The sequence below is a fragment of the Bacillus sp. SCT118 genome (genome assembly GCF_058566435.1).
This window is the reverse complement of sequence record NZ_CP191225.1, coordinates 2,008,067-2,032,509: the sequence shown is the minus strand read 5'-3', so window position 1 is coordinate 2,032,509 and position 24,443 is coordinate 2,008,067. Positions and strand designations below refer to the sequence as shown.

The window sequence follows — 24,443 nt, the reverse complement described above, 5'->3', positions numbered from 1 at the left end:
TCACGCTCTCCTCTGTTTAGCTGTATGGATTGACCGCCACCAAAACTTTGTTCCATAAGCGCTGATAAAACGATAAACCACCATCTATGTGGTTTCCTCAAACGGCTCGAGATGCCCGTTCCACAACAATAGTTTTTATATTCCATTGATGACGTGATGTTCTTGATGAACGTATGTATCGTAAAACACTTAGAAAACCTATTCGGTTTGAATGTGTGCTCTCATTATGTCCCCATACTGCGCCTTTATCTGCGGAGGATTTTTTTAAAAAATATGAAACCTAAAGTTTTTAGATTCATGCAGCAATGTTAGTGCAATACCCTGAATTTTTATTGAACCTCCATATTTCTCCGATTGGTAAAATTTAACCTATATACCGGAAGCTGTACGTTTATAAAGGATCAGAGAATCCCATAACCAGTAAATCACTGCAGTTGCAACACTTAACATATTATAAAAGTACAATGGCAATATCCATGCTATTGATGCAGGTTCATTGATAACAAAAACAGGAAAGCTGCGATAAAAGAAACCACACTGTAAATCAATAGGTACATGACATTGAATGTTCTCGCTTTTTTCTGCAACTTCATTTGAAGCGGAACAGCAAAAAGGCCATACACCACAAAACCGTATAATAAAGCAATTGCTGCCGTAAACAATGCAATTATCATATCGCCATACATAACAAAAGAATAAAACCCTAAAAACAAACCAAATGTAAGGCTGGATAGCCCTAATGTCATTAAATAATATGATGCGCTTTTCACCCTCCTTGTTTGATTTATTCACAGTGCTGTTAGTATAAATTCACAACCTTTGTATTTCTTTTATCGAGATGTCTTCCCCAACAATGCGATGATAAAAAGTTTCAAAAATACGACTTTTTATTAAATAATACGACTGGCATGAAAATGCCTCTCCTGATTGACCAAAGCGCGAATGAAAAAAGTGCATGAATACCTGATCAACAGACAAAATAAGAAGAGTTGATATTCAACACTTTTCGTAAAGGAGTGAAACCAATGAGTAAAAAGGGAATTCAAAATTCAAGTATTGAACAAATGAGAAATGACCATGAGACTGAAACAGCTTTTAAAGCAGATAATCCTAAAAAACATGGTTCTGAGCCTAAAAGAACGAAATAAGTTCTTACCCGCACTAAAATATCAATAATCTGGAGGAAGAAAAGTGACTCAAAAAAATGGAGCCGACAGACCTGATGATTATAAAAGATTTTCTTCATTAGACAAGGAATATGATTTTCAGCAATCTATAAGCAGCAATACTGAGACAGAAAGTGTAAACACTGAAACACAAACTCATAACAAAGAAAACAAAAATGACACAACAGATGTTGCCGGGAAATACTTTGAGCCCTCAGATTATAATGGAAGCACGCAATTAGAAAAAGGATTGGCTGAAACTCATGAACAGGTCAGCGATGACTATTTTGAAGGGACAATCGATCAAAATTTGAACTAGCCATACAAACGGAGCTAACTTAAAAGAAGTCAGTTAGCTCTATTTGTAGAAACAACCACAGTAAAGTAGCAAACCCCCACCGAATAGGATGGGGGTTGCACGTAAGTAGCCTGTTTAATATTTAAAACGATTAATGACGGTTTGAAGTTCTTCTGCCAACTGAGATAGAGATTCTGCGGCATAGGAGATTTCCCCCATTGAATGAAGCTGTTCCTGTGATGAATTTGCAACCGCTTCTGTATTTGCAGACGTTTCTTTTGTTCCAGCGGCCAATGTATGAACTGTGTGCTGAATCACTTCAACGCCTGATGTAAGCTGTTGAGTTGCCGCTGCGACTTCTTGTATTTGAGAAGTGACCTGTTCCACAAGGTTCAGTATTTCATTGAAATTTCCTGTTGCCTCTTGAGAAAGAACAATACCTGAGCTCACATTTTCTTGAACAACCTTAATATTGTTTACCGTTTCTATCGATTCATTTTGGATGGTCGCTACCACCGATTGGATGTGGTTTGCAGATTTATTTGTTTCATCCGCCAACTTCCGAACTTCTTCTGCCACCACAGCAAATCCTTTTCCTTGCTCTCCGGCTCTGGCCGCCTCGATCGCTGCATTTAGTGCCAACAAATTTGTCTGCTCTGAAATCGTCGTGATAAGCGAAGAGATATTGCTGATTTCTGCTGTGCTCGCTACCAATGTTTGCAATCCATTGCCGGCTGAATCTACAGATTTATCAATGAATTTCATCTGATCTAACATCTTGTTGACGGACTTAGAGCCTATTTCAGCCTTGTCTCTCATCGAAGAAGAAAGATCTGCTATGTTCCCTGTATTTGAAGCAACAGATGATATACTGTCTAATAATTCAGTAATGGATTCCGCACTCTTTTCTGTCATTGAGCTTTGCTTCACATTGCTTTCGGCAGCCATCTGCATGGCGCGGGAAATATGTTCAGATGTTGATTTCGATTCTTCCGCGCTTGCCGATAATTCTTCGGAGGAAGCGGCAACTTGTTCAGATGAGCTGCTGATCTGCTTCACAATTTGAGTTAATGAGTGAGTAAAAGAATTAAACGATTGGGCAAGCTGGCCAAATTCATCTTTATTTTTCACTATGACTTTTTTAGTTAAATCAGCCTCGCCATGAGCAATTTCCTCTAGCTGCTTATTCATGCTTCTTAGTGGCACCATAATGGACTTTAACAGCATTATGCTTAGAACAATGCCTAATATTACTGATATCCCTGTGACAATGATAATGAGCGATTGACTCATTTTCCCATTGCCTCGTATTTCATCCTTTAGATCCTCCACCTCTTGATCCAGGCGATCAGACAGCTTATTGACAGCCGGATCTACGACTTCTTTTCTTAATGTTCTTTCTTCTCCAAAATGGATGGTTTCTGCTTTTTTAGGATTTGAAGAGTAGGCTGTTACTACTTGCTGATTCAAAGCTCTATACTGAGTAAAACTTGTCTTAATGTCTTCAATATTGGATTGATACTTCTCTTCATCAATCAAGTCATTAACCCGATCAAGGCTCTTTAAGACATCGTCTGCTTTTTCCTTCATACCCTCGTCGTATTCTTTGTCTCCGGTAATCAAGAAGCCTCTTTCATCATTTGATAACCCGGTCAATTCATATTGGATGTGTTTTATCTCTTTTTGGAATTCCATTTTGTCTTTAAGTTCTTCATTCTTTTTCACAGTAGAAGAAATCATAAATACTGAGGAGCCTCCAATTCCAATAATTGAAACAACTAATATTGATATAATCCCCAGCAATTTTGTTTTCACTTTCATGTGTCGTTTTCCCTTTCCGCACGATGTAATGGCTGAAATAAAATATGTTCAAGCGCGTTTGAATCCAATTCGCTTACGCTCATGTCCATAATATCGACACGTGTTATCAAGTTTTATAGTGCTATTTTCATATGAATAAGCAAATTCTTTACGGCTCTGAATCTTCAGAAAGGCTTCAAGAAAAATTGGCTGTCTTTTGTCGTATAAGTCACTCTTCTCATTTTCTATTAGGCATACAAAAAAGGCTTTTCCCACCTCAAATTGGCTGAACCGGCTGTTTTCTAGAAAATATAATACAATACGCAGCATAATATGAAGGAGCGAACTTTAATGGGGATCATCAATGGTAAAGAATTCATTGACCGATTGAATAAACTAGAAAACGAAATATGGTATGATGGCGAAAAAATAAAGGGTAACATTTCTGAGCATCCTGCATTTAAAGGAATAATCAAAACAAAAAGCTCACTTTATGAATTGCAAACAAAGGATGAGTTAATACATGAAATGACTTATTGCCTTCCTGGAGATGATGATCGAATCGGCATTTCCTATCTCCAGCCTAAAACCAAAAATGATTTTAAAAAAAGAAGGCACATGATTGAACATTGGGCTAGACATACTCACGGAATGATGGGGAGAAGTCCGGATTACATGAATACGGTTATGATGAGCTTTGCTTCGTCAGCGGAGCTTCTCAAAGATAAAGAGAATTGCTTTCCTGACCATATACTAGATATGTATGAACAAGCTGCTAAGCATGACCTTTCCTTTACCCATACATTCATTACTCCGCAAGTGAACCGGTCACAGTCCTATTTTGGGCTAAGTGAAAAACCGATATCTGCTAAAGTCATTGATAGAACCGAAAAAGGTTTAATGATTCATGGCGCACGACTGCTTGCAACACAAGGCGGGCTGACCGATGAAATCTTGGTTTTTTCAGCGCCTAAATTTTTCTTTGAAACAGATGAAGCTTATGCTTTTTCAATCCCTTCTAATACAAAAGGCGTAAAATTCATCACAAGAGAATCATTTGTATTAAGCGACTCTTCCTTTAATCATCCCTTAAGCTCAAGGTATGAAGAAATGGATTCAATTGTGGTTTTTGATCATGTGTTAGTGCCGTGGAATCGTGTGTTTTTTTACGATAATGTGGAAGCAGCTAAAGATTTTATGACAAAAAGCTCCTTTCATGCCTTTACCTTTCACCAGGTTGTCATTAGGCAAATGATAAAAATTGAATTTCTATTAGGTGTTGCACAGCTTCTTGTCGACACCATTAATGTTTCCGAATATCAGCACATCCAAGAAAAGCTCTCAGAAATCATTGTGGGATTGGAAACAATCAAAGCGCTCATTGACAAATCGGAAAATGATGCTCAGTTAGATGAATTCGGCTATATGCGCCCCTGTTTAATTCCTCTCCAAGTCATCAGTACGATCATTCCTAAGCTATATCCTCGATTTACTGAAATCATACAATTAATTGGAGCTAGCGGAATGGTGACACTGCCTACCGAAAATGCATTTGACTCAGAGATACGGGAAGATCTTGACCAATATCTTCAAGCAACCAATACAAATGCTGAAGAACGTGTGAAAATTTTCCGTTTGGCATGGGATTTAACAATGAGTTCATTCGGAACTAGACAAACTCACTACGAAAGATATTTTTTCGGAGATCCTATTCGGATTTCAAGCAGGCTGTATACCAGTTATCCAAAGCAGGAGCAGTTGAACATGATTAAAACATTTTTACATGCAGATACAGAACAATGAAAAAACAGCGGGAAAAGATCCGCTGTTTCGTATTTTTTATTCAGGAAACTGAACATGGCCCGGTACTGTATAGGCTTTGGACGTTCCGCTTTCAGGCAGCTTTGGAATGGTGTCTTTCACAACTTTTCCGCGGATGTCAGTCATTTTGACTTTGAGAGAGCCTGTCCCTAAATTTGTACTCACAAAATGGTTATAGTCCATTTTCTCCATGTTGATCCACTTACCATCCTTTTCATATTCCATTTTCATCACAGGATACTTGTGATTTCTGACTTGGATTGCTGCCCACCACCTGCTGCTGCCTTCTTTGATCCGGTACGTGAAATTGCCGGTGATTGGGGCTTTGACAACACGCCATTTAATATTGATTTTTCCGTCTTTCATATTGCCGATTTTACGGAAGGCATTAGGTGACAGATCAAGAGCTCCCCGAGCGCCTTCGGGATAAAGATCAGTAACATATACGGTTGTTTTCCCTTTTGGCCCTTCAACTTCCAAATAAGAGCCGGCAAGTGCCGCTTTTACTCCACCGTAATTGAGATCCGCCGGATTTATTGCAGTAATCTCCATATCGGAAGGAATGGGATCCAGCAGGAAAGCTCCTCCTGAATAACCTGACCCTGTATACGTTGCATAACCTTCATGCAGGTCGTCATATGCTGCCGAAGCTTGCGGGGAAAAACAGAAGATCGTCAACAAAACCATACCAACAAATGCACTCATGATCTTTTTCATATTTGGTCCTCCTCAAACCAGACTTCAAATGAGAATCATTATCATTATAAGACTCAATCCATCTGGTTTGAAAGAGGAAATAGATTCATAGATGATTTTAAGGCAAATTCACTATCATTCATATATCAAATGTAGCGTACTTATGAAAAAGGCAATACAAATGAACGAATGTGCACTTCAGCCGAATGTCTTATTTTTCCCTCTCAAAATTCGCATAACAATAACGAAATGAGACAGGCTGTTGGCCTGATAACAGCTATACAGGATAAGCTATTTTTCCCCGCTCAGTTTCCACTTAGCTGTCATCATAATGCCAAATATCAGCACAATCGGAACCCAAATAATGAAGTGATAAAAATCAGGCTCAGCCAGAGCAACAATAATAGCCCCCACACAATACAAAATAATAGCCAGTGCTCTTAACACAGTATCTCTTAAGAAAGTCTTCTTCTGCTTCTTAAAAAACAAACGGCCGGATATATCCTCTAAAAGAGAAGCCAAAGTGCCGGTCAACACAGTTGAAGAAATACCTGCGATCCCCAGTTTTTTTGCTGCTGTAGTTTGAATCCCCATAGAAATGCTCATGAGTATAATTAGAATGTGCACAGGAACAAATGCCCGGTAAAAGGAAAGACAAGCAAAGACAAACAAAATGAATGCTTCAAGTGCGAGGGCTTTTGTCACAGCAGAAGGCCAAAGGGTATTTTCCGCCTTCCCTACCATCAATGTGGCAATGATCACGCCGCATATAAATCCGATTAGCGCAGTCAAGGAATTAAAAACAGTGACCTGAATGGATTTGCCGATAGCTAACCCCAATAATACAATGTTTCCAGTCATATTAGCTGTGAACACATGTCCCAGGCTTAAATACCCGATTACATCCACGATTCCAGCTGTTAAACATAAAAGTGATAGCAAGGTGTTTCGATAAGCTGCTGCAGTCAACGGTGTATCAATCCTTTCTTTTATTTTAATTGTTAGTATGTCTTTTGGCGCAATCTGTATTTTTTAAGTAACCCAACATTAATTAGGAAGATAGAACCTATCATTCCTTTCCATTAACTGTAATAATAATCCCCGCAAGGAAATTATTAAAATTGAAAGGAAGCATATTATGATGAAACGACTTTGTTTATGGTTCACCGTCTTTAGTTTGTTTTTGGTTCTCTTGCCTGGAAAAGCATTAGGTGCAGTCGATTTTCCGAATACCTCAACAAATGGCCTTTTAGGTTTTGCCGGAAATGCCAAAAATGAAAAAGGCATTTCTAAAACGGGCACAACGGGTGGAAAAAACGGGCAGATTGTTTACATTCAAAGCGTAAATGATTTAAAAACCCATCTAGGAGGATCCACTCCGAAAATTTTAGTGCTTCAAAATGATCTTTCCGCATCTGCGAAAACAACAGTTACCATTGGCTCAAATAAAACACTCGTGGGCTCTTACGCGAAAAAAACGCTGAAAAATATTTATTTAACAACTTCATCAGCTTCTGGAAATGTCATTTTTCAAAATTTAACGTTTGAACACAGTCCGCAGATTAACGGAAATAATGATATCCAGCTTTATTTAGATTCCGGTATGAACTATTGGATTGATCACGTCACATTCTCAGGACATAGCTATAGTGCAAGCGGAAGTGATTTGGACAAACTCCTGTATATCGGAAAATCCGCAGATTATATCACGATCAGCAACTCAAAATTTGCGAATCATAAATACGGTTTGATTTTAGGATACCCGGATGATTCTCAGCATCAATATGACGGCTACCCTCACATGACAATCGCCAATAATTATTTTGAGAACTTGTATGTTAGAGGCCCAGGTCTGATGAGATACGGTTACTTTCATGTTAAAAACAATTACAGCAACAATTTTAACCAGGCGATTACAATTGCTACAAAAGCAAAAATATATTCCGAATATAATTACTTTGGGAAAGGCAGTGAAAAAGGCGGCATCCTTGACGACAAGGGCACTGGTTATTTCAAAGACATAGGCAGCTATCCATCACTCAACAAGCAAACCTCTCCGCTGACTTCTTGGAATCCCGGGTCAAACTATAGCTATCGTGTCCAAACGCCGGAATATACAAAGGAATTTGTCACGAAATATGCCGGATCACAAAGTACAACTCTGGTATTTGGCTACTGATATAAAAAGAGGCCCTGCGTTAAAAACGCTGTGCCTCTTTTTATACTTATAGGCTATTTTTAAGCGATCCTTGTAACTCCATCAAGATCCAGCATCGGTCCAACCAAAAAGCATATGTTTTTTTCCACAATAACTTCTTAAATGGCTTTCTTATTATACCAGTTTATCGCAAGTAAAAAGAAATCATTGTTCTGAACCTGTATTAAATGAACGTTCGTCCCAGCCAAGCTATAATGCCGCACCATCACAAAACATCCTTGCGATCATCAATGATGGATCAAATAATCGCTTAGGCAAGCTTAGATGGGGACTTATTCCACCTTGGGCAAAAGATGAAAAGATCGGTTATAAAATGATCAATGCTCGAGCCGAAACAATTACCGAGAAACCGGCCTTTCGAAGACCGCTTGTCAGCAAACGCTGCATCATACCAGCAGACAGTTTTTATGAATGGAAACGGCTTGATTCCAAAACCAAAATCCCAATGCGGATCAAATTGAAATCATCTGCTCTTTTTGCGTTTGCTGGCTTATATGAAAAGTGGAGCACACATCAAGGAGATCCTCTTTATACCTGCACCATCATAACAACTGAGCCTAATGAGTTCATGAAAGATATACACGACCGAATGCCGGTTATATTGGCCCATGATCATGAAAAGGAGTGGCTTAACCCCAAAAATACAAACCCTGATTATCTGCAAAGTTTGCTGCTGCCTTATGATGCTGATGACATGGAAGCATACCAGGTTTCATCATTAGTAAATTCACCTAAAAATAATTCAGCTGAGCTTCTTGATGCAGAAAATCATATGTAGTGATTGAAATTCTCTAGCAAGAACTTGTCAAATAGCTTTGTTCCTTAGGTGCCAATCCTTCTAGTAATTATGAATATTTAGTACATAGATCAATTAGTTATTTTTAGCATCAGTTTGAAATAATTTTATTATGTAAACTTAAATAAGCAATGTTATCCCTTTCATATAAAATAGTTTACATTTTTATAAAATCGCTTCACTTTTCTATTTTGTCAGCAAAAAAACTGAACCACATTAAAGCAGCTGGAAAATATATCAATCCCACTCCAAGAATGCCTAGTATTGTACTTAAACTTACTATGTAATTCTTTGTCATCGTTTGACTGTCAATCAATATTAGAAGTGAAATCAATCCAGCTAAAACACCTATAAACCAAGCATCGCCAACAGAATAAGAATCATCCAGCATCCCTAACCATCGCCCTAATATAGAGCTCCCAATAGCAGTCAAACTGGATAAAAATATGAGTGCTTTCAATCTTGTCCTCCTTTAAAGCCAATCAAACTGGTAGAAATCGGCCATTGAATTTCCATTAGCGGGTGGTTATCATTTCCACATTAACATTTTAAAGCTCATTACAATACGATTCAAGCAGAAAAACCCTACATAACGTATATATAGGGATTTGATAAATTACAGGCCAAAATTCAGCTCTATTTACTTTAAAAAGATATGAAGGGCAGCTGTGTGATCTGTTACGTCTTTACGTACCGGGATATTTCACAACAGGCACTTTCTTCTTACGCAGAGAATCAAGCATGACTGATCCAGCATTCAAGTTGCTTTGCACTAATTCTTTAGGCGTCAATGCCATCCACTGATTGAGTGACACATCTGCATAGCGGTTACTTTTGAACATTTCTAAAAACCATAATGTTTCTGTACCAGTATTTTGTATATAGTGGCCGGCATTAGAAGGCACGTATCCAACGTCGCCTGCTCTATAATCAAATGTGCGGGCAGTCCCATTTCCGATAAATACCGTCATTCGTCCCTGTCCTGTTAGATAATATTGCCACTCATCGCTATTGGGATGCCAATGAAGCTCTCTCATCGCGCCAGGCTCAATCTGAACAAGTGCAGCGGCTATCGTTTTTGAAATTGGGAAGTTAGAAGAATCCACAATTCGTACACTCCCCCCTGGCATTTGAATTGGGGGTTGATTTAACAGCTCGTGTTTAAAGGTCATGGGGACTTTTCCATATGGTGACTGAATGTCTTCACTGGCGACTGATCCCGGCACATTCCCTTGGTAGATATAGACTTGCTCAGACGGAAGAGAGTTGAAAGCATTCACTGGGACACCAAAATTTGCAGACAGAACGTCTTTTGGTGTGTGTGCAAGCCAATCTGAAATGGTTAACGTTGAAAACTCAGAAAAGTTTCCATCATCGAATACGAGCAGAAACTCGCAGTGTTCCAATCCCTGTATGGAATGCGGAATTCCTGCTGGGAAGTACCAAAGGTCGCCGGGACCAACATCAGCAATGAAATTTCGTCCGTCTTGGTCAACAGCGGTGATACGTGCCCGTCCCAAAAGCATATAAGCCCACTCCGCTTGCTTATGCCAATGAAGCTCGCGGACGCCTCCCGCAGTTAAGCTCATGTTTACACCTGCAATCGCAGTCGAAATCGGAAGCTGTCTTACGGTGATTTCTCTTGACCAGCCGCCATGATCTAATTTCATAGGAGCGTCTGAGAATGAAAATCTCAAGTTAGGAATCATACCCTCATCTGTAACAGGCGGAACAAGTATATTCGGATTTTGAATATCCCGCATTATATTTCGCGGGCCTGCATCAATAGCTCCAGCTCCATCACTTCGAATAGGCTGCGGCACGTTTCTGTCTTCATGGTTGATTGGTTGTTGTTCCAACAGCATGCACCTCGTTTTAAAAATGAACATGATTTTATTTCAGCCTATGCAGAATCTTAGATTGCTGTGCCTAGGAATCCGCAAATAAAAAAGTGACCACCAATGTGATCACAAATACAGCGAATAAGCTATTTTTTATACCATGGCTTCTTATGTAATTTGATTTCTTCTGTCTGTTTTTTCTGGCCTGTCTTCCACTCCACTTTCACTAATACATCATGTCCTATCACTTCATCTTCAGGCATATAATCAAAGGTGGCGATATGGTCCTCCATGCATCCCCCACCCGGCATTTCATCACCTGTGTACTCTGATAAGTCGTACTCATCTACATTATCATCTTGATACTTTTCGCCATCTACATACAGAGTAATTCTTTCAACAACAGCCCTCTTTTCTTCCTTCTTACTCCCCTGCCAATACAGATTTAGAAAATAATTAGGTCCAATTGAAGTTTTGTCTGATTTTTCAAGGTTAGACATCCACAGTCCGCTTTTCCCGCTGCCCTCATATTTCACTTTGTTTCCTGACACCATTACAAATAATGTGATGATGCAGATGATCAAGAATCCAGCAATGATCAATAGCCATTTCTTAATGTTGTTCTTTTTTCTCATGTTTTTCCCCACTTTCCTAACTCTTTAGTAGGAAAATATGATCAAAATGTTACCGAAAAGAAAATAAAAAAGGGCTAATGATCTAACAGATGGCTGTCTAAACTTTTGACTTAAATTAAAGTGCTCTCTAAAGACAAGATTAAAACGTATAACAGCTCTTAAATGCATTTTTTGTTTCATTGAGTCAAGAACCTTAAAATGGCTTTTTATTATTAAAAATCAAGCTAGTGTATTAAGTAACTTTTCAAATTTATTTATACTCATGATCTCGTGAGTCACAAATCTCCCATCAAAAAAAACGCTAAAAGTTGTCCAAATAGCTGGTGACTTTTGTACCTCTTCTTTCGATGATAACTGAATTGACTGAAATTGAACTCTGAAAATTTCGAAATTAGAGTTTTTTAATAATGAACGGGCTGCACTTGTTTAGGTGTTACTGTCATTATCAGTAAAATGTTAAGTTGAAATGCGCAGTCAGTCACAAAGTCTCTATTCGTATTCAATAAAGACTTTGTGATCATCGACAAACATTTCACTCCCATCGGATAATGTATCCAAAAGGCCTCCTCTGGTTCTTCTCTATAGTCATAAATCACAGTCACTTTGACATTTGACTCAGCTATGATTGGTTTTCCAACAATTATTTTCGTTTTTTCCTCAGGCAAAGTAAGAGATCGAATCATCAAAGCCATTCCATCTTTACTGTCTAATTACCGCCATCTTCAGTGAATTTAAAGGTCTGTTTTAAATTGCGACCTTCTTGCCCCTTCTGTGTCCAAATTATAACAACCTCTAATTCAGAGGCCTTATCTGCCAGCATAAAATGATTGAACTTCAGCGGTGAGCCATCATTTAAACTTTCAGCTAACATTTTAGAATCTTCTTTTGGTTTGTCACAATTTTCATCGAGGCATCCAAAAAGTGAAAATCTTGTGATTGAATCAGGATCATTTCTATACAACTGCACATCCACTGTAGCTGCATTTTCCCCTATATTTTTGACTTCCAAGGAATATACTTGATATTCTCCTTTTTGAGGTCTCGCAAATTCCTTTACATTTTTTGCTTCACTTACTTTTACTGACCACTGGTCTGTTTTTTGTGTAATAGGCAACACCGTAAAAGTCAGGGCATGCGCTTTTGATTGGCAAAACGTAAATCCAACTGCTGTAAAAACAATTACAGAAAATAATACCCTTTTCACTTCATTTATCCCTCCTTCCTTTTCGCTGGCCGCTCCTTAAAGAATTGATTTTGAGCAATCTACAAGCTCTCTTAACCAAAACCTTACCTAAGGTTTTGTCTTTACTGCTCAGCATTTATTTCTTTCGGTATCCGAGATGGAGCTTTGGGGATTTTTCTCAATTTGCTGTTAATCACATCAGAAGAGTATAGTGTAATAATCATCCTTCCCCCATACCTTTTTGCCCGAATTAAGATTGGTTGGTTATATTGGTTTTGGAAGCGAAAGTCAGGGCCTCCCCAGCTTACCGTCGCATCCCGTCCGGGCGGTACATATGGTACACTTCTAGTATGAGAATAGCGCTGAACGATCTGCAGTCCTGCACGATCGACTGCATTAAATAGAGTTGAGGACACCTGACAAATTCCTCCTCCTACACCTTCAGACAACTCCCCTTTTACAATAATGGGTGCACTTTTATATCCTTTGTTCCGAGTTCTCATTCCCACAACTTGGTTAAACGAAAACGTCTCATTAGGGAAAACAACGTGATTGTCGATTGCTTTTGCAGAAAGAGAAATATTGTGTGAACGGCTTTTATTGCTTGAGTTAAAATACGTCACGTACTGACCAAGCTGCTGCGTACTGATGTGAGCTAGCAGCTCGCTGTCAACTTTCGGATAAATGTTCATTTCCGGCACTTCTATCTTGGAGGGACCTTGGCCATAAAAATACGCATAAAATTTTTCCATAAACGCCTGTTGATACAGTTTGTAGCCAACCCTGCCCGGGACGATGCTTCCATGATCGTTAAGGACAGCATTTATCGGCTCCCGGTACACTTTCTGATCAAGCTGTTTGATGAATTTACTGTATTTTTCATAGTCAACCATTGGAGTGCCGGGAAGAGGCATTGTAAATTCTTCACGGTTAACAGTGGCAATCGTCCGTCCTTGCTGTGTGACCGTTAAACTGTCCTGCGGCTCACTCGGCTGAGCCAATAAAAAAAGACCAGTGATCAAAATTTGTATCATAAGTCGGTTTACCTCCCGATTTTAGTATGAACAGCCGCTTATCCTTTGATGTATTTCTTCCCATCGTTTGTTTGAATCTTTAGATGTTGATAAAAGTCTTCATAAAAGAGCTATAGCTTAATGTTCACACCGATCCCTGAGCTCACTGAGGCACACGGTTCATTCAGTCGGCAAAGTTTAAAATAGTTGAGCATCTCCCAGTGATGAGGGATGCTTTTTTGTCTTGTCAAAAATGAAAGGGGTCCCCTATAACAACAACAAATCAACCCATTTCAATATTTTTTTATTGAGAAACGATAAATTTTTTGTTACATTCAATTAGACAACAAATAAATGAGGTGCTTGTTATGAATCGAATGTCGACAATTTTTTTAAAAATAGCTTTGGTTCTTATTGGAATTCCAATTCTTGCTTTATGCATTTTTTTAGTGCCTAAAATAGCCAACTATTCAGCAGAATTATTTTCAAATATCGCTTATATAAAATATCTCGTTTTCATCTATTTGTATATAACGGCGGTACCTTTTTACTTTGCTCTTTATCAAGCGTTCAAACTTTTAAGCTATATTGACAAAAACAAAGCTTTCTCGGGTTTGTCTGTAAGAGCTTTGAAGAATATAAAATACTGCGCAGTCACTATCAGTATCTTTTACGCAGCAGGCATGCCTGTCTTTTATCTGATGGCCGAGATAGACGACGCCCCGGGTATCATTGTGATCGGATTGATTATTATTTTTGCTTCCATGGTGATTGCGGTCTTTGCTGCTGTTCTTCAAAAACTGTTAAAAGAAGCGATAGATATAAAATCAGAAAATGACTTAACGGTCTGAGGTGATGACATGGCGATTATTATCAACATTGATGTGATGCTTGCTAAGAGGAAAATGAGCGTAACAGAGCTTTCAGAGAGAGTTGGCATCACCATGGCTAATCTTTCGATATTGAAAAACGGAAAAGCAAAGGCTATTCGATTATCAACTTTAGAAGCGATTTGCAAGGCTTTAGAATGTCAGCCCGGGGATATATTGGAATACCGAAGTGATGAAGACACACAGGATTCGTAAAAAAATATGTAGGATCAACATTAAAATAAAGTGATTGGCGGTGAGCTTATGGACATAAACTTATATCCATCTAGCTGCTATACTAAGCGTCCCTTTCATACACGAAGAACACAACTATGGAGGAGGCATACATCATGAGAGCCATAAAACAATTCGTTCATTTTGGCTGGGAACAAGCCCTTTCATGTTTGTTTCCTGCCGTTATTTTTGCCTCTTTGGCTATTACGCAAATCATCCCACTGCCCTTCTTGCCGCGGTATGACTGGCTGCTCATTATCTGCGTTCTCATGCAATTGTGGATGGTGCGTTCCGGTCTTGAAACACGGGATGAATTAAAAGTGATCACATTATTCCACCTTATTGGGCTTGCTCTGGAACTTTTTAAAGTCCATATGGGCTCCTGGTCTTATCCAGAAGAAGGATACTCCAAAATATTTGGAGTACCTTTGTATAGCGGCTTTATGTACGCAAGTGTAGCCAGTTATTTGTGCCAGGCATGGAGAAGGCTTAAGGTTGAACTGATTAAGTGGCCGCCTTTTTTTGCAGTTGTTCCGCTTGCCGCAGCGATTTATTTGAATTTTTTCACCCACCATTTTTCTATAGACATTCGATGGTGGTTATCTGGGCTTGTCATCATTGTCTTTTGGCAAACATGGGTTACATACGAGGTGAATGGAGCTCGTTACCGTATGCCGCTCGCACTTTCTTTTGTACTTATCGGATTTTTTATATGGATAGCGGAAAATATCGCTACGTTTTTTGGAGCTTGGAAATATCCAAACCAAATCGATACATGGAGTCTCGTACACCTTGGAAAGGTAAGTTCATGGCTCTTGCTAGTGATTGTTAGCTTTCTTATAGTAGCATCATTAAAACAAGTTAAGGAGCAGAGTCCCACAAAGGCTGAGATGGGTGAATCTTTTTCTTAGCGTACAAGGTCCCAAATAGAGTGAAAAGCAACGTTCAAATGGTTGCTTTTTTCTTTTATGTAACTCTGCCGGTGAGTATTCATCTTCTTCAAATTTCATCGCAACACGATAACTGATTCAGATTACAACTGCTTTCAACACTTTGACAAACTCATGCGCCGCCGGCGTTATCTCTTCAAATGAATGTGCGATGACGCCAATATCGCGTGTGACTCTAGGAAAGATGTCCTTTTTAATCAATTGATGCGGGACGGATGAAAGTGTAAAGTTTGAAATGATGCCGATACCCAAGTTATTTTTGACCATATTAATCAAGGTTTCGGCATTTTGCACAGTTAAGTTTTCCTTTAATTCGATGTTGTATTGCGAAAATGCGTTTGACATCGCGATTTCATGACCGCCTTTACAAAAAATGAGGTCATCTTGATATGTTTCAAGGTCGACATGCTTTTCAAGTTTTAATTCGTCACGCTGCGGCGGGATGACGGCCACCATATAGTCGTTACACAATAGCTGATTTTCAAACGGTTCAAATGGAGATGCTGCGATCCCGATATCAACCGTCCGATCTTCAACCCATCCTTTTATTTGGTCAGAGGTTCCTTCGATCAATTCTATGCGGATCAGCGGGTAGTTTGATCTGAATGCCGCAATCGCCTGTGGCATGATATTTGTTGAAACTGCAGGAAATGAACCAATTTTCACCTTCCCGTTTAACAGCTTGTTTTCCCGGTTGGCTACTTGATATATTTTGCTTTCAATTCCCTTCATTTGCCTCGCCAGCAGCAATATTTCTTTTCCGATGTCAGTCAGCATTAAACCATGATGTTTATCCCTGATCAATAATTTGAGCTGCAGTGAGTTCTCCAGGTTTTTTATCGCTTTGCTTACCGCCGGCTGAGAGATGAACAATTCTTTTGCCGCTTCTGTAATATTTAATTTCTCCCCGACTTTTACAAATATGTGAAGATGGTTCATGTTCATAACCATTTGGTTATACCCCCAATAATAAAAATGTATTTCAGTTATACATAAATGTAACATATGATAGAAACCAGCACGATATTTAAACAAGAAAGGCGGCTTCATTATGGTAAAAGTTATGCTGGGAATCATATCTGTCACACTTATTTGGGGTTATACTTGGGTTGCGATGAAAGTAGGAATTCATGACATCCCCCCGCTTTTATTTTCGGGTTTGCGCCTGTTCATCGGAGCAGTTCCTTTATTTCTCATTCTCTTCATCCAAAGAAAAAAGCTTTCAATTAAAAAAGAACATCTCAAAAGCTATATCATCATGAGCCTGTTGATGGGGCTGGGCTATATGGGGATCTTGACGTATGGAATGCAGTTTGTCGATTCAGGGAAAACCTCTGTTTTGGTATATACAATGCCTATATTTGTTACGGTGATCAGCCATTTTACATTAAACGAGAAAATGAATGTGTATAAAACGATGGGACTGGTCTGCGGCCTCTTCGGACTGTTATTTATATTTGGAAAGGAAATGCTCAATATCGATCAAAGCGCTTTATTTGGGGAACTGTGCGTCCTTGCGGCAGCGCTTAGCTGGGGAATCGCGAATGTGTTCAGCAAGCTACAATTCAAGCATATCGATATTATTCACATGAATGCCTGGCACCTTATGATGGGAGCTGTCATGTTATTGGTGTTTTCCTCTATATTTGAGCCGGTCCCTTCAGCCGAGTGGACATATCAGGCGGTGTGGTCATTGCTGTTTAATGGCTTGCTTTCCACCGGCTTTACATTTGTCGTATGGTTTTGGGTGCTCAATCAAATCGAAGCATCAAAAGCATCCATGGCATTAATGTTTGTTCCCGTATTGGCCCTATTCTTTGGATGGCTGCAATTGCACGAACAGATCACCATCAACATTATCCTCGGCGCACTGCTTATATGCTGCGGGATTTTTATGAATACATTTACATTTTCACGACGGAAAGTGTGAATGATATACATTTCCCCTGTCATTTGGGCTTCATGTGACAGGAGACGACTATTATGAGAAAGTCTTCTAGAATCCTGACGACAGCCTATTAAACAATGAAAAAAGCTAATGTCTGCATGTAGACATTAGCTTGGCTGGCGTTTAGGCTGGTGAGAATCTAGATTCTTTTTTATTACCATTCTGGCTGATCAAACTGAAAACCGTATAGACCTTTTACTTTAACATCTCCGCAATCTGGATCTTTTGTCAAAATCAAATAATGAGTCTTATAAGGCATCGTCTCAACTCGATCAGTTGCACTCAAATCAAAATGATCCCCTGAGAAGTTTTTTTCACTAACGGTTATTTCATATCCTGACAAAGTCATTCGCATGATTCTTGCATTAATTGTACATCCTTCAGTATCAAAAATGGTGAATCTGTACCCAAAGTGAGATGTCCAATGGTTTGAATTTAGGTCATCAGACTTCATAAACCATTTTTCATTTTCTGTCATTGTAAAACTCACTTTCTCCTCATCTTTCACGATAACGGCCGAAGCTTCCCCTACATGGATAGTCAAAGCCAAAAGAAATGTAAAAGCTAACATCAATATCTTTTTCAAAAGAGTTCCTCCCGATATCTTTTACTTCAATATATTGGAAGGGTCTTTTCTGATCAAGACAGTCTTCTCCAAATGAATCTTTAGCACCATGAAATGAGCCATAATAAGAACAGTTTTAACCCAAATCAAACTCTATTCGAAATAAGGCCTACCAATCTATATTTTTTTTTAGAGTTTCTGCATTTCTTTATATATCTCCTAGACACATATAAAAAATGCTCCTATAAGTTCAGGAGCACTACAAAAAACTGCTAAAGTGTTTTCTATCGATTTATTGTATTCATTAGCTCAAAGAAGTATTCAGGCTTTTGAGTCTTATTTAGCTTATACCATGAACGCAATGTATCTGGTGCAAATACACCTAATTTTTTTAATACTTCCACCGCAAATTCCAGAGGAGCAATTCCTGATGCAGTAACCAAATTTTTATCAGATACTGCAGGTTCCTTTTCATATAATGTTTCTCCTTTGTAATTAGGGCAGACCATTTTCATATAGTCTAGGTCATTGCTTGTGTGCTTTCTCGAATCTAAATATCCTTCATTCGCGAGCCCCAGGGTTGCCCCACAAATTGCAGCAATAGTCGTGCCAAGCTTTAAAGCGTCCCCAACTTTTTTTAAGATCGGCTGATGAATATCTTCTCCCCAAGTGTTTCCTCCGGGTAAAATGATAAGATCTTGACTCCCAAGAGTACACTCATCAAGAGAAATATCTGGTTTTATGCTTAATCCTCCCAACGTAGTTATCATTTCTTTATTAGCCCCTACTGTAACTACTTTTAAAGATGCTGCATCTTGTTTAAAATATCTCCCTGAGTTTAGTTCAGCAATTAAATATCCATATTCCCAGTCTGACATTGTGTGAAATACGTAGAGATAAACTTTTCTCGTTTGCATCCAATAACACTCCAATCACAATTGATAAAGCTTTCTAATAGATGACCTCGCTGACAGCCATTGTCAGCTTTTTTGTTGTTGATATGTAATCTGATTTGCCTATTCTTATATAATACCATGTAGGTGGCAATTACCCTTGTTCTCCCAACTTATTAAAAATATAAGATAAATTGATTCTATGTTTACTAGCGCAAAGGGGTTTGTTACACTAACTGTCATGGGAAACATTTCATTGGAAATATCTCAATTTCATTCCTGCGATGTGAATTAGAAGGTAATACAAAATCATTTGAATGAGGAGGCCTGATGAAGTTGAAAAATAAAGCGTCAATAAAATTCGGAATATGTGTTGGGCTTTTATGTTTAAGCATTACTGGTTTCACACCTTTTTTCAACTCAACACATGCCGAAGCAAAATCCATAGAAGACACAAACATGGCAAGCTGTATAACGAATAAAAAATTTGTTCAACTTGAGAAAAAATTTGATGCCAGGCTTGGTGTTTATGCAATTGATACAGGTTCAAACAAGACAATCGCCTATCGGCCGAATGAACGATTTGCTTACGCATCAACCTATAAAGTTCTAGCCGCAGCTGCTGTCCTGAAGAAAAACTCAATTGAAAAACTTAATGAAGTCATCCACTACAGCAAGGACGATCTTGTTACATATTCTCCAATCACAGAGAAACACCTAGATACAGGCATGAGCCTAAAAGAAATCTCGGAAGCGGCTATCCGTTACAGCGATAATACCGCTGGGAACATCTTGTTGCAACAGCTTGGCGGCCCTAAAGGTTTTGAAAAGTCACTGAAACAGATTGGGGATCATGTAACGAAAGCTAAACGATTCGAGACGGATCTAAACTCTGCGATTCCTGGTGATATTCGTGACACCAGCACCGCAAAAGCACTGGCAACCGATCTTAAAGCTTTCACTTTAGATAACACTCTCACGACTGACAAACGCACGATCTTAACCGATTGGATGCGAGGCAATGCTACTGGTGACGAACTGATTCGGGCAGGCGCTCCAATAGGATGGGAAGTCGGCGATAAATCCGGAGCCGGAAGTTACGGGACACGAAACGACATTGCTATCGTTTGGCCGCCTAACAGAGCTCCTATTGTTTTGGCAATTCTGTCAAACCGCTTTACGAAAAATGCTAATTATGATAATGCTCTTATCGCTGAGGCTGCAAAAGTCGTCCTTAACGATCTCAAATAAAAAATTCGAAGCACAATATTGCGAATTCCTTTATCCTTTTGCCATAAAGGAAAAAAGACATTACTTTTGTAAACCCCGCCGTTCATTTTTAATGAACGGTTTTTTCATATTCTCACTAATACCTCTCTTTCTTTAAGTATCTTAAAACACGAATCGTTAACATGAATGGCAAGTTTTCATTTATGAAACCAAGTAAAGTTTGAAACAGACCATCAGAGGTTATCTATACGAGAATTCAATTATTTTTTTTGTAATAATTTATATTGTTGTATCGTTGCACTTGGTGGATTTGACTCTTTTCGTGTATGGAACCACACTTTTATTTTTTCACCTCTTTTGAGATCTTCTGTGTTATCAATCTCACTTAATCCTACAATTATTATGTTATTTTTAAACTTGTTCATAAGTTGTCCTTCAGAAAGATTGTAATCTTCTTTTACTGGAGCTTTTGTATCGGTAATGAGAATTGCCCTTTCATTGTCTTTAAGCACGACATAGCCTACTAGGCTCTGCATCTTTGTTTCTTCTCCGTGTTGTTCATTTTTATTGCAGCCTGCTAGGAAAATAATGAGTATAATGAGCACTATCAAGCTTACTCCGATTTTCGGCATCTTTCTCCCTCCTCTTTAAACTCTTTTTGATCTTTAAAATAAACAACAGGATATCACCCAACCCATCTACTTCTTTTTGCAATTCATAACAGCATACTCCATTCTCCAATTCCTCAACTTATTCTTTCTCAAATATTTGCATGTGGTAGCCCTCGATATTATCCCCTTACTCATTTTTGCGCTTTCAAATATATTATTGAAGGCCGCTTCTTTCTGGATTCCAGCATAAATATACTTATCCTTACTGTCGTTTACTATCGCAACTTCCATCAAAATCAAAATTTTCACATTTTATGATCCATTATTCACTTCCAAAACAACTTCCAACCGCTACATAATATATGTATTAATTGTAAATGGAGTTGGTATAATTGAACATGAGGAAAATCTTATTGAGTTCTGCTTTATCCTTTGGCATGCTCATATCCGCGGTTCCCGCATTGGCTGCTGGCACTTCGTCTGAGGTTGCAGTAAAAAGTGATGAGTATGATTATGACACTATATACCGCATTAGTCCTCTGCCAATGGACTTCCAGCCAACAATAGAATACAACGGTTATACTTATACGCTTACACGTCATTATTTTGATTACTCAATCGGGTTTTACACGGCTATTTATACAAAAGTTGTTTAAATTTATAAAGGAGCTTTTTAGCTCCTTTTTCTCTTGTTTTAAGCACAAATACAAGTTTAAATGCTGGTAATAAAAAATTCACTTTAAAGAAGCGCCGCCCGCAAAATGCGGCTTTTGCACACTACGCCAATTTTATATAGAAAAGCCAGACCTCCTCCAAGAGGTTCCAGCTTTTCTTAATGTGCTATCGATCTTCGTTAGTTCAACGGGAACTTAATCATTCGGTACAAATGCAGCCTCCCAGCTTCTAGTTAGGGCTGATGGCGGAATATCTGATGGCTCTCTACACACATCAGACATTATAAGATTTCAATGTAGCCTTCTGTACCATGAACGCGAATTCGTTGCCCATCTTTTATCAGCTTGGCAGCATTTTCAACGCCAACAACTGCAGGTAAGCCATATTCACGGGCTATAACAGCTCCATGGGTCATCAGTCCCCCAACTTCGGTGACTAGGCCTTTTATGGATACAAACAATGGTGTCCAGCTTGGATCGGTAAAGGAGGTAACTAATATATCTCCATCTTCTAAATCAGCATCTTCCATGTTTAAAATGACACGCGCTCGCCCCTCTATAACTCCGGAGGAAACAGGTAAACCTACAATCGCTCCGGCTGGGAGATTTTCTCGTTTATACTCACCTGTAACGATTTCACCATCAGACGTGATAACACGTGGTGGAGATAGTTTTTCATATAATGTGTACTCGTCTTTTCGTGTGCTGATGATTTGATAATCCAGTTTATGTGTGCGTACGACTTCATGAAGTTCTTCAAAAGTGAGATAGTATATATCTTCTTTTTCTTGAATAACACCCGCTTCTACGAGTCGTTCGGCTTCTTTCAGTAAAGCCTGCTTATAAACGAAGTATCGATTAACCATGCCGTATTTTGGATATTCCCTAAACCCGCTGAAATTCCGGATGATATCTATCATTCGTTTTGTTTCTTTGGCTTTTTGTTCACCATCCGGTAATTGCTTCAATCGATCTAATAACTCTTGTTCTTTCTTCAAAGCTTCCTGTCGCCCTTGCTCAAATTTCCGATGGCTGGCATTAGGCCCACTGTTATTGATATTATTAAGAATCATTGGGATAAGTGTAGTTGGTTTTTCGCTCCATCGAGTTCTTGTAATATCAATTTCTCCGGTACATCGCATTCCGTATTTGCTGAGATAATCATAGATCGCGTCTCGGGTTTTGCTTCCGCCATCAAACTTAGCCAGTTCATCCAAAAAGTTATCATCTTTTACATGTTGTAAGTAATCAATTACCTCTGGATAAGGACGAATCACATCTGCGACGTCTAATAGCGCAAGACCCATTTCTGAAGTAATATTATGGGGTACAGATTGAGAAAGCGTATCTGCTGCGTTTTTTTCACCTAACCACTCGTTCATTTTTTCGTTAATCCATAATGAGGCATTCATAGCAGTGCGAATCACAACCGAACTTTTTGGGTTAAATAAAATCTTCTTTAATTCCTGGATATCTTCCTGAATAAAACGAAATAAATCTGATCCTGATTTCGTTTGGATGTTTTGTTTTAACTCTTCTATCGATGTTTGACTGCTCTTTATCAAATCTGACACGATTGTCGGATCGTTTTCAACTTGAGCCGGCATATCTGCATTGCCTTTGCTTGGATTTGGTGCTGTTTTATCATTTGGTATCGACTTTATGAAATCTCGTCGCTTTATTATGGTCATAAGTGCGTCTTTTAAGAGCTGATCGTGCTGCCCCATGCCTTTTAAGAAAACTTCTCTGCTGTCAGGAGATGCCAGATGATGTGTGACATCAACAAATAGCCTTCCACCGGCTTTACGCATGGGTGCAGCAGTCGTCAACAGAAAAAAAGACAATCCCAGTGGTTTTATGGGATCCGTCATCATTTGTTGATGACCAACAGAAATATAGACGTGATTTTCTTGGTCACTCGCTTCAGGGATGGGGAATAAAGTTGTGATTGGACGACTCTGTACAATATAAAAAGTATCGCGGGCCAAACACCATTCGATATCTTGCGGCTGGCCGAAATGAGCTTCGATCTCTCTTCCAATGCGTGCCAGCTGTAAAATTTGTTCATCAGTCAGTGTTTGAGTCTTTTGCTGATCAGAATCGATCTGCTGTGTTTCTGTTCCGCCTTCTTTTCGTCCGTAGATAGCCAATTTTTTAGTTGCTATTCTCTTATCGATGATTTGCCTATCCTGTACTTTATAACAATCGGCAGATACCAAGCCAGAAACCAGTGCTTCACCAAGTCCAAAACCGGCATCGATGGATAACACCTTTCGGTTGGAGGTAATCGGATCAGCGGTAAATAAAATTCCCGAAGCCTGAGGGAAAACCATCCTTTGAACGATAACGGATAAATAGACTTGGCTGTGGCCAAATCCATTTTGCATACGGTAAATAACCGCGCGATCCGTAAATAGGGACGCCCAGCATTTACTGATATGCTGCAAGATTGCATCGACGCCGATGATATTTAAATAGGTGTCTTGTTGACCGGCAAAAGAAGCATGTGGTAAATCTTCAGCAGTCGCACTAGAACGCACGGCATAGGCATGTTCCTCGCCAAACTGGGAGAGATATTGAGCCACTGCTTTCACAACATCGGAAGGAATGTCTACTTCCATAATGATTTGCCGAATCTTCCTGCTGATTTTACCAATTTGATCTCGGTCCTCAACTTTTAGCATGGTCAATTGATCCAACAACACTTGTAACGTTTCGTTTTGTTCGATGGCTTTTTGATATCCTACTGTTGTGACACAAAATCCTTCTGGTACTTGTATACCTTGAATTTTTGATAATTCCCCTAAATGTAACCCTTTTCCTCCAACGAGCGAAAGCTGTGTTTTTTCAATTTCATGTAAACCGAGAACCAAAGAACTCATTCTACATCTCCCCTTCAAAAAAAATATTGACAAGAGCTTCCTAGCAGGATATAATAAAATTATAAGATGGATATATATAACTTTTTAACTAGAAAGCGCACGTAGTGTGATTATATCACC

Annotated in this window: 24 protein-coding genes and 5 pseudogenes; 11 read left to right on the top strand and 18 right to left on the bottom strand. The window is 39.0% G+C overall.

What is annotated here, in order from left to right:
* Positions 1-456 precede the first annotated feature (456 nt).
* Positions 457-746, bottom strand: a pseudogene (locus ACQVGT_RS10725) (UPF0715 family protein); the annotation flags it as partial.
* An 84-nt stretch (positions 747-830) separates the two neighbouring features.
* Positions 831-957, bottom strand: a pseudogene (locus ACQVGT_RS10720) (hypothetical protein).
* A gap of 68 nt (positions 958-1,025) precedes the next feature.
* Between ACQVGT_RS10720 and ACQVGT_RS10715 the strand changes: the two are divergent.
* The gene (locus ACQVGT_RS10715; protein ID WP_015483307.1) at positions 1,026-1,148 is read left to right on the top strand and encodes a hypothetical protein; all 123 of its coding nucleotides are present in this window, start codon (positions 1,026-1,028) and stop codon (positions 1,146-1,148) included.
* 43 nt (positions 1,149-1,191) lie between these two features.
* The gene (locus ACQVGT_RS10710; protein ID WP_015483308.1) at positions 1,192-1,485 is read left to right on the top strand and encodes a YozQ family protein; all 294 of its coding nucleotides are present in this window, start codon (positions 1,192-1,194) and stop codon (positions 1,483-1,485) included.
* 114 nt (positions 1,486-1,599) lie between these two features.
* On the opposite strand, the gene ACQVGT_RS10705 is transcribed toward ACQVGT_RS10710, so the two are convergent.
* Complete coding sequence (locus ACQVGT_RS10705) at positions 1,600-3,285, bottom strand: methyl-accepting chemotaxis protein (RefSeq protein ID WP_015383818.1); 1,686 nt, start codon at positions 3,283-3,285, stop codon at positions 1,600-1,602.
* A gap of 330 nt (positions 3,286-3,615) precedes the next feature.
* On the opposite strand from ACQVGT_RS10705, the gene hpaB reads away from it, so the two are divergent.
* The gene (gene hpaB, locus ACQVGT_RS10700) at positions 3,616-5,067 is read left to right on the top strand and encodes a 4-hydroxyphenylacetate 3-monooxygenase, oxygenase component (protein ID WP_015483309.1); all 1,452 of its coding nucleotides are present in this window, start codon (positions 3,616-3,618) and stop codon (positions 5,065-5,067) included.
* 36 nt (positions 5,068-5,103) lie between these two features.
* Here hpaB and exlX read toward each other — a convergent pair whose 3' ends face one another.
* Positions 5,104-5,802, bottom strand: coding sequence for an expansin ExlX (gene exlX / locus ACQVGT_RS10695; protein WP_015383820.1), 699 nt, complete (start codon positions 5,800-5,802; stop codon positions 5,104-5,106).
* Positions 5,803-6,072: 270 nt separating this feature from the next.
* Positions 6,073-6,750 carry a YoaK family protein gene (locus tag ACQVGT_RS10690; RefSeq protein ID WP_015483310.1) on the bottom strand — a complete coding sequence of 226 codons (678 nt, stop codon included), beginning with the start codon at positions 6,748-6,750 and terminating at the stop codon, positions 6,073-6,075.
* Between the two features lie 172 nt (positions 6,751-6,922).
* On the opposite strand from ACQVGT_RS10690, the gene ACQVGT_RS10685 reads away from it, so the two are divergent.
* Together ACQVGT_RS10685 and ACQVGT_RS10680 are read left to right on the top strand one after the other, a co-directional pair.
* Positions 6,923-7,960 carry a polysaccharide lyase family 1 protein gene (locus ACQVGT_RS10685; protein ID WP_015483311.1) on the top strand — a complete coding sequence of 346 codons (1,038 nt, stop codon included), beginning with the start codon at positions 6,923-6,925 and terminating at the stop codon, positions 7,958-7,960.
* A 253-nt stretch (positions 7,961-8,213) separates the two neighbouring features.
* A complete protein-coding gene (locus ACQVGT_RS10680) occupies positions 8,214-8,777 on the top strand; it encodes an SOS response-associated peptidase (protein WP_041517891.1) in 564 nt (187 codons plus the stop codon).
* Between the two features lie 196 nt (positions 8,778-8,973).
* Here ACQVGT_RS10680 and ACQVGT_RS10675 read toward each other — a convergent pair whose 3' ends face one another.
* The 8 genes and pseudogenes from ACQVGT_RS10675 to ACQVGT_RS10640 form a co-directional block, all read right to left on the bottom strand.
* Positions 8,974-9,255 (bottom strand): hypothetical protein, encoded by a 282-nt coding sequence (locus ACQVGT_RS10675; protein WP_015483312.1) that lies wholly within the window; start codon positions 9,253-9,255, stop codon positions 8,974-8,976.
* 226 nt (positions 9,256-9,481) lie between these two features.
* Positions 9,482-10,660: an oxalate decarboxylase gene (gene oxdD, locus ACQVGT_RS10670; protein WP_041518236.1), complete on the bottom strand. Its 1,179-nt coding sequence runs from the start codon at positions 10,658-10,660 to the stop codon at positions 9,482-9,484.
* 122 nt (positions 10,661-10,782) lie between these two features.
* A complete protein-coding gene (locus ACQVGT_RS10665; protein ID WP_041518239.1) occupies positions 10,783-11,271 on the bottom strand; it encodes a DUF4944 domain-containing protein in 489 nt (162 codons plus the stop codon).
* Between the two features lie 24 nt (positions 11,272-11,295).
* Entirely contained in the window at positions 11,296-11,451 is a 156-nt protein-coding gene (locus ACQVGT_RS10660; protein ID WP_144052040.1) for a hypothetical protein, read from the bottom strand.
* A gap of 39 nt (positions 11,452-11,490) precedes the next feature.
* Positions 11,491-11,646, bottom strand: a pseudogene (locus tag ACQVGT_RS10655) (YoaP domain-containing protein); the annotation flags it as partial.
* Positions 11,641-11,873, bottom strand: a pseudogene (locus tag ACQVGT_RS10650) (hypothetical protein); the annotation flags it as partial. The pseudogenes ACQVGT_RS10655 and ACQVGT_RS10650, both read right to left, overlap by 6 nt.
* A 104-nt stretch (positions 11,874-11,977) precedes the next feature.
* Entirely contained in the window at positions 11,978-12,475 is a 498-nt protein-coding gene (locus tag ACQVGT_RS10645) for a YozF family protein (RefSeq protein ID WP_015383827.1), read from the bottom strand.
* Between the two features lie 101 nt (positions 12,476-12,576).
* Positions 12,577-13,488 carry a VanW family protein gene (locus ACQVGT_RS10640; protein WP_015383828.1) on the bottom strand — a complete coding sequence of 304 codons (912 nt, stop codon included), beginning with the start codon at positions 13,486-13,488 and terminating at the stop codon, positions 12,577-12,579.
* A gap of 347 nt (positions 13,489-13,835) precedes the next feature.
* Between ACQVGT_RS10640 and ACQVGT_RS10635 the strand changes: the two genes are divergently transcribed.
* The 3 genes and pseudogenes from ACQVGT_RS10635 (at position 13,836) to ACQVGT_RS10625 (ending at position 15,481) form a co-directional block, all read left to right on the top strand.
* The gene (locus tag ACQVGT_RS10635) at positions 13,836-14,318 is read left to right on the top strand and encodes a DUF2975 domain-containing protein (protein WP_015483315.1); all 483 of its coding nucleotides are present in this window, start codon (positions 13,836-13,838) and stop codon (positions 14,316-14,318) included.
* A gap of 9 nt (positions 14,319-14,327) precedes the next feature.
* Positions 14,328-14,581, top strand: a pseudogene (locus ACQVGT_RS10630) (helix-turn-helix domain-containing protein).
* Positions 14,582-14,686: 105 nt separating this feature from the next.
* Positions 14,687-15,481: a DUF817 domain-containing protein gene (locus ACQVGT_RS10625; protein WP_015483316.1), complete on the top strand. Its 795-nt coding sequence runs from the start codon at positions 14,687-14,689 to the stop codon at positions 15,479-15,481.
* Between the two features lie 117 nt (positions 15,482-15,598).
* On the opposite strand, the gene ACQVGT_RS10620 is transcribed toward ACQVGT_RS10625, so the two are convergent.
* Positions 15,599-16,471, bottom strand: coding sequence for a LysR family transcriptional regulator (locus tag ACQVGT_RS10620; protein WP_015383831.1), 873 nt, complete (start codon positions 16,469-16,471; stop codon positions 15,599-15,601).
* Positions 16,472-16,571: 100 nt separating this feature from the next.
* Between ACQVGT_RS10620 and ACQVGT_RS10615 the strand changes: the two genes are divergently transcribed.
* On the top strand, positions 16,572-17,450 hold the full coding sequence (locus ACQVGT_RS10615) for a DMT family transporter (protein WP_015483317.1): 879 nt from the start codon (positions 16,572-16,574) through the stop codon (positions 17,448-17,450).
* A gap of 172 nt (positions 17,451-17,622) precedes the next feature.
* Here the strand turns inward: ACQVGT_RS10615 and ACQVGT_RS10610 are convergent, their stop codons facing one another.
* Together ACQVGT_RS10610 and ACQVGT_RS10605 are read right to left on the bottom strand one after the other, a co-directional pair.
* Entirely contained in the window at positions 17,623-18,054 is a 432-nt protein-coding gene (locus ACQVGT_RS10610) for a hypothetical protein (RefSeq protein WP_015483318.1), read from the bottom strand.
* Between the two features lie 263 nt (positions 18,055-18,317).
* Positions 18,318-18,950 (bottom strand): type 1 glutamine amidotransferase family protein, encoded by a 633-nt coding sequence (locus tag ACQVGT_RS10605; protein WP_015383834.1) that lies wholly within the window; start codon positions 18,948-18,950, stop codon positions 18,318-18,320.
* Positions 18,951-19,256: 306 nt separating this feature from the next.
* On the opposite strand from ACQVGT_RS10605, the gene bla reads away from it, so the two are divergent.
* Complete coding sequence (gene bla, locus ACQVGT_RS10600; protein ID WP_015383835.1) at positions 19,257-20,177, top strand: class A beta-lactamase; 921 nt, start codon at positions 19,257-19,259, stop codon at positions 20,175-20,177.
* A gap of 239 nt (positions 20,178-20,416) precedes the next feature.
* Here the strand turns inward: bla and ACQVGT_RS10595 are convergent, their stop codons facing one another.
* On the bottom strand, positions 20,417-20,788 hold the full coding sequence (locus tag ACQVGT_RS10595) for a DUF3221 domain-containing protein (RefSeq protein ID WP_015383836.1): 372 nt from the start codon (positions 20,786-20,788) through the stop codon (positions 20,417-20,419).
* Between the two features lie 371 nt (positions 20,789-21,159).
* Between ACQVGT_RS10595 and ACQVGT_RS10590 the strand changes: the two genes are divergently transcribed.
* On the top strand, positions 21,160-21,423 hold the full coding sequence (locus ACQVGT_RS10590) for a hypothetical protein (RefSeq protein WP_015483321.1): 264 nt from the start codon (positions 21,160-21,162) through the stop codon (positions 21,421-21,423).
* Positions 21,424-21,722: 299 nt separating this feature from the next.
* On the opposite strand, the gene ppsA is transcribed toward ACQVGT_RS10590, so the two are convergent.
* Complete coding sequence (ppsA, locus tag ACQVGT_RS10585; protein ID WP_015383837.1) at positions 21,723-24,323, bottom strand: phosphoenolpyruvate synthase; 2,601 nt, start codon at positions 24,321-24,323, stop codon at positions 21,723-21,725.
* Between the last annotated feature and the right edge of the window lie 120 nt (positions 24,324-24,443).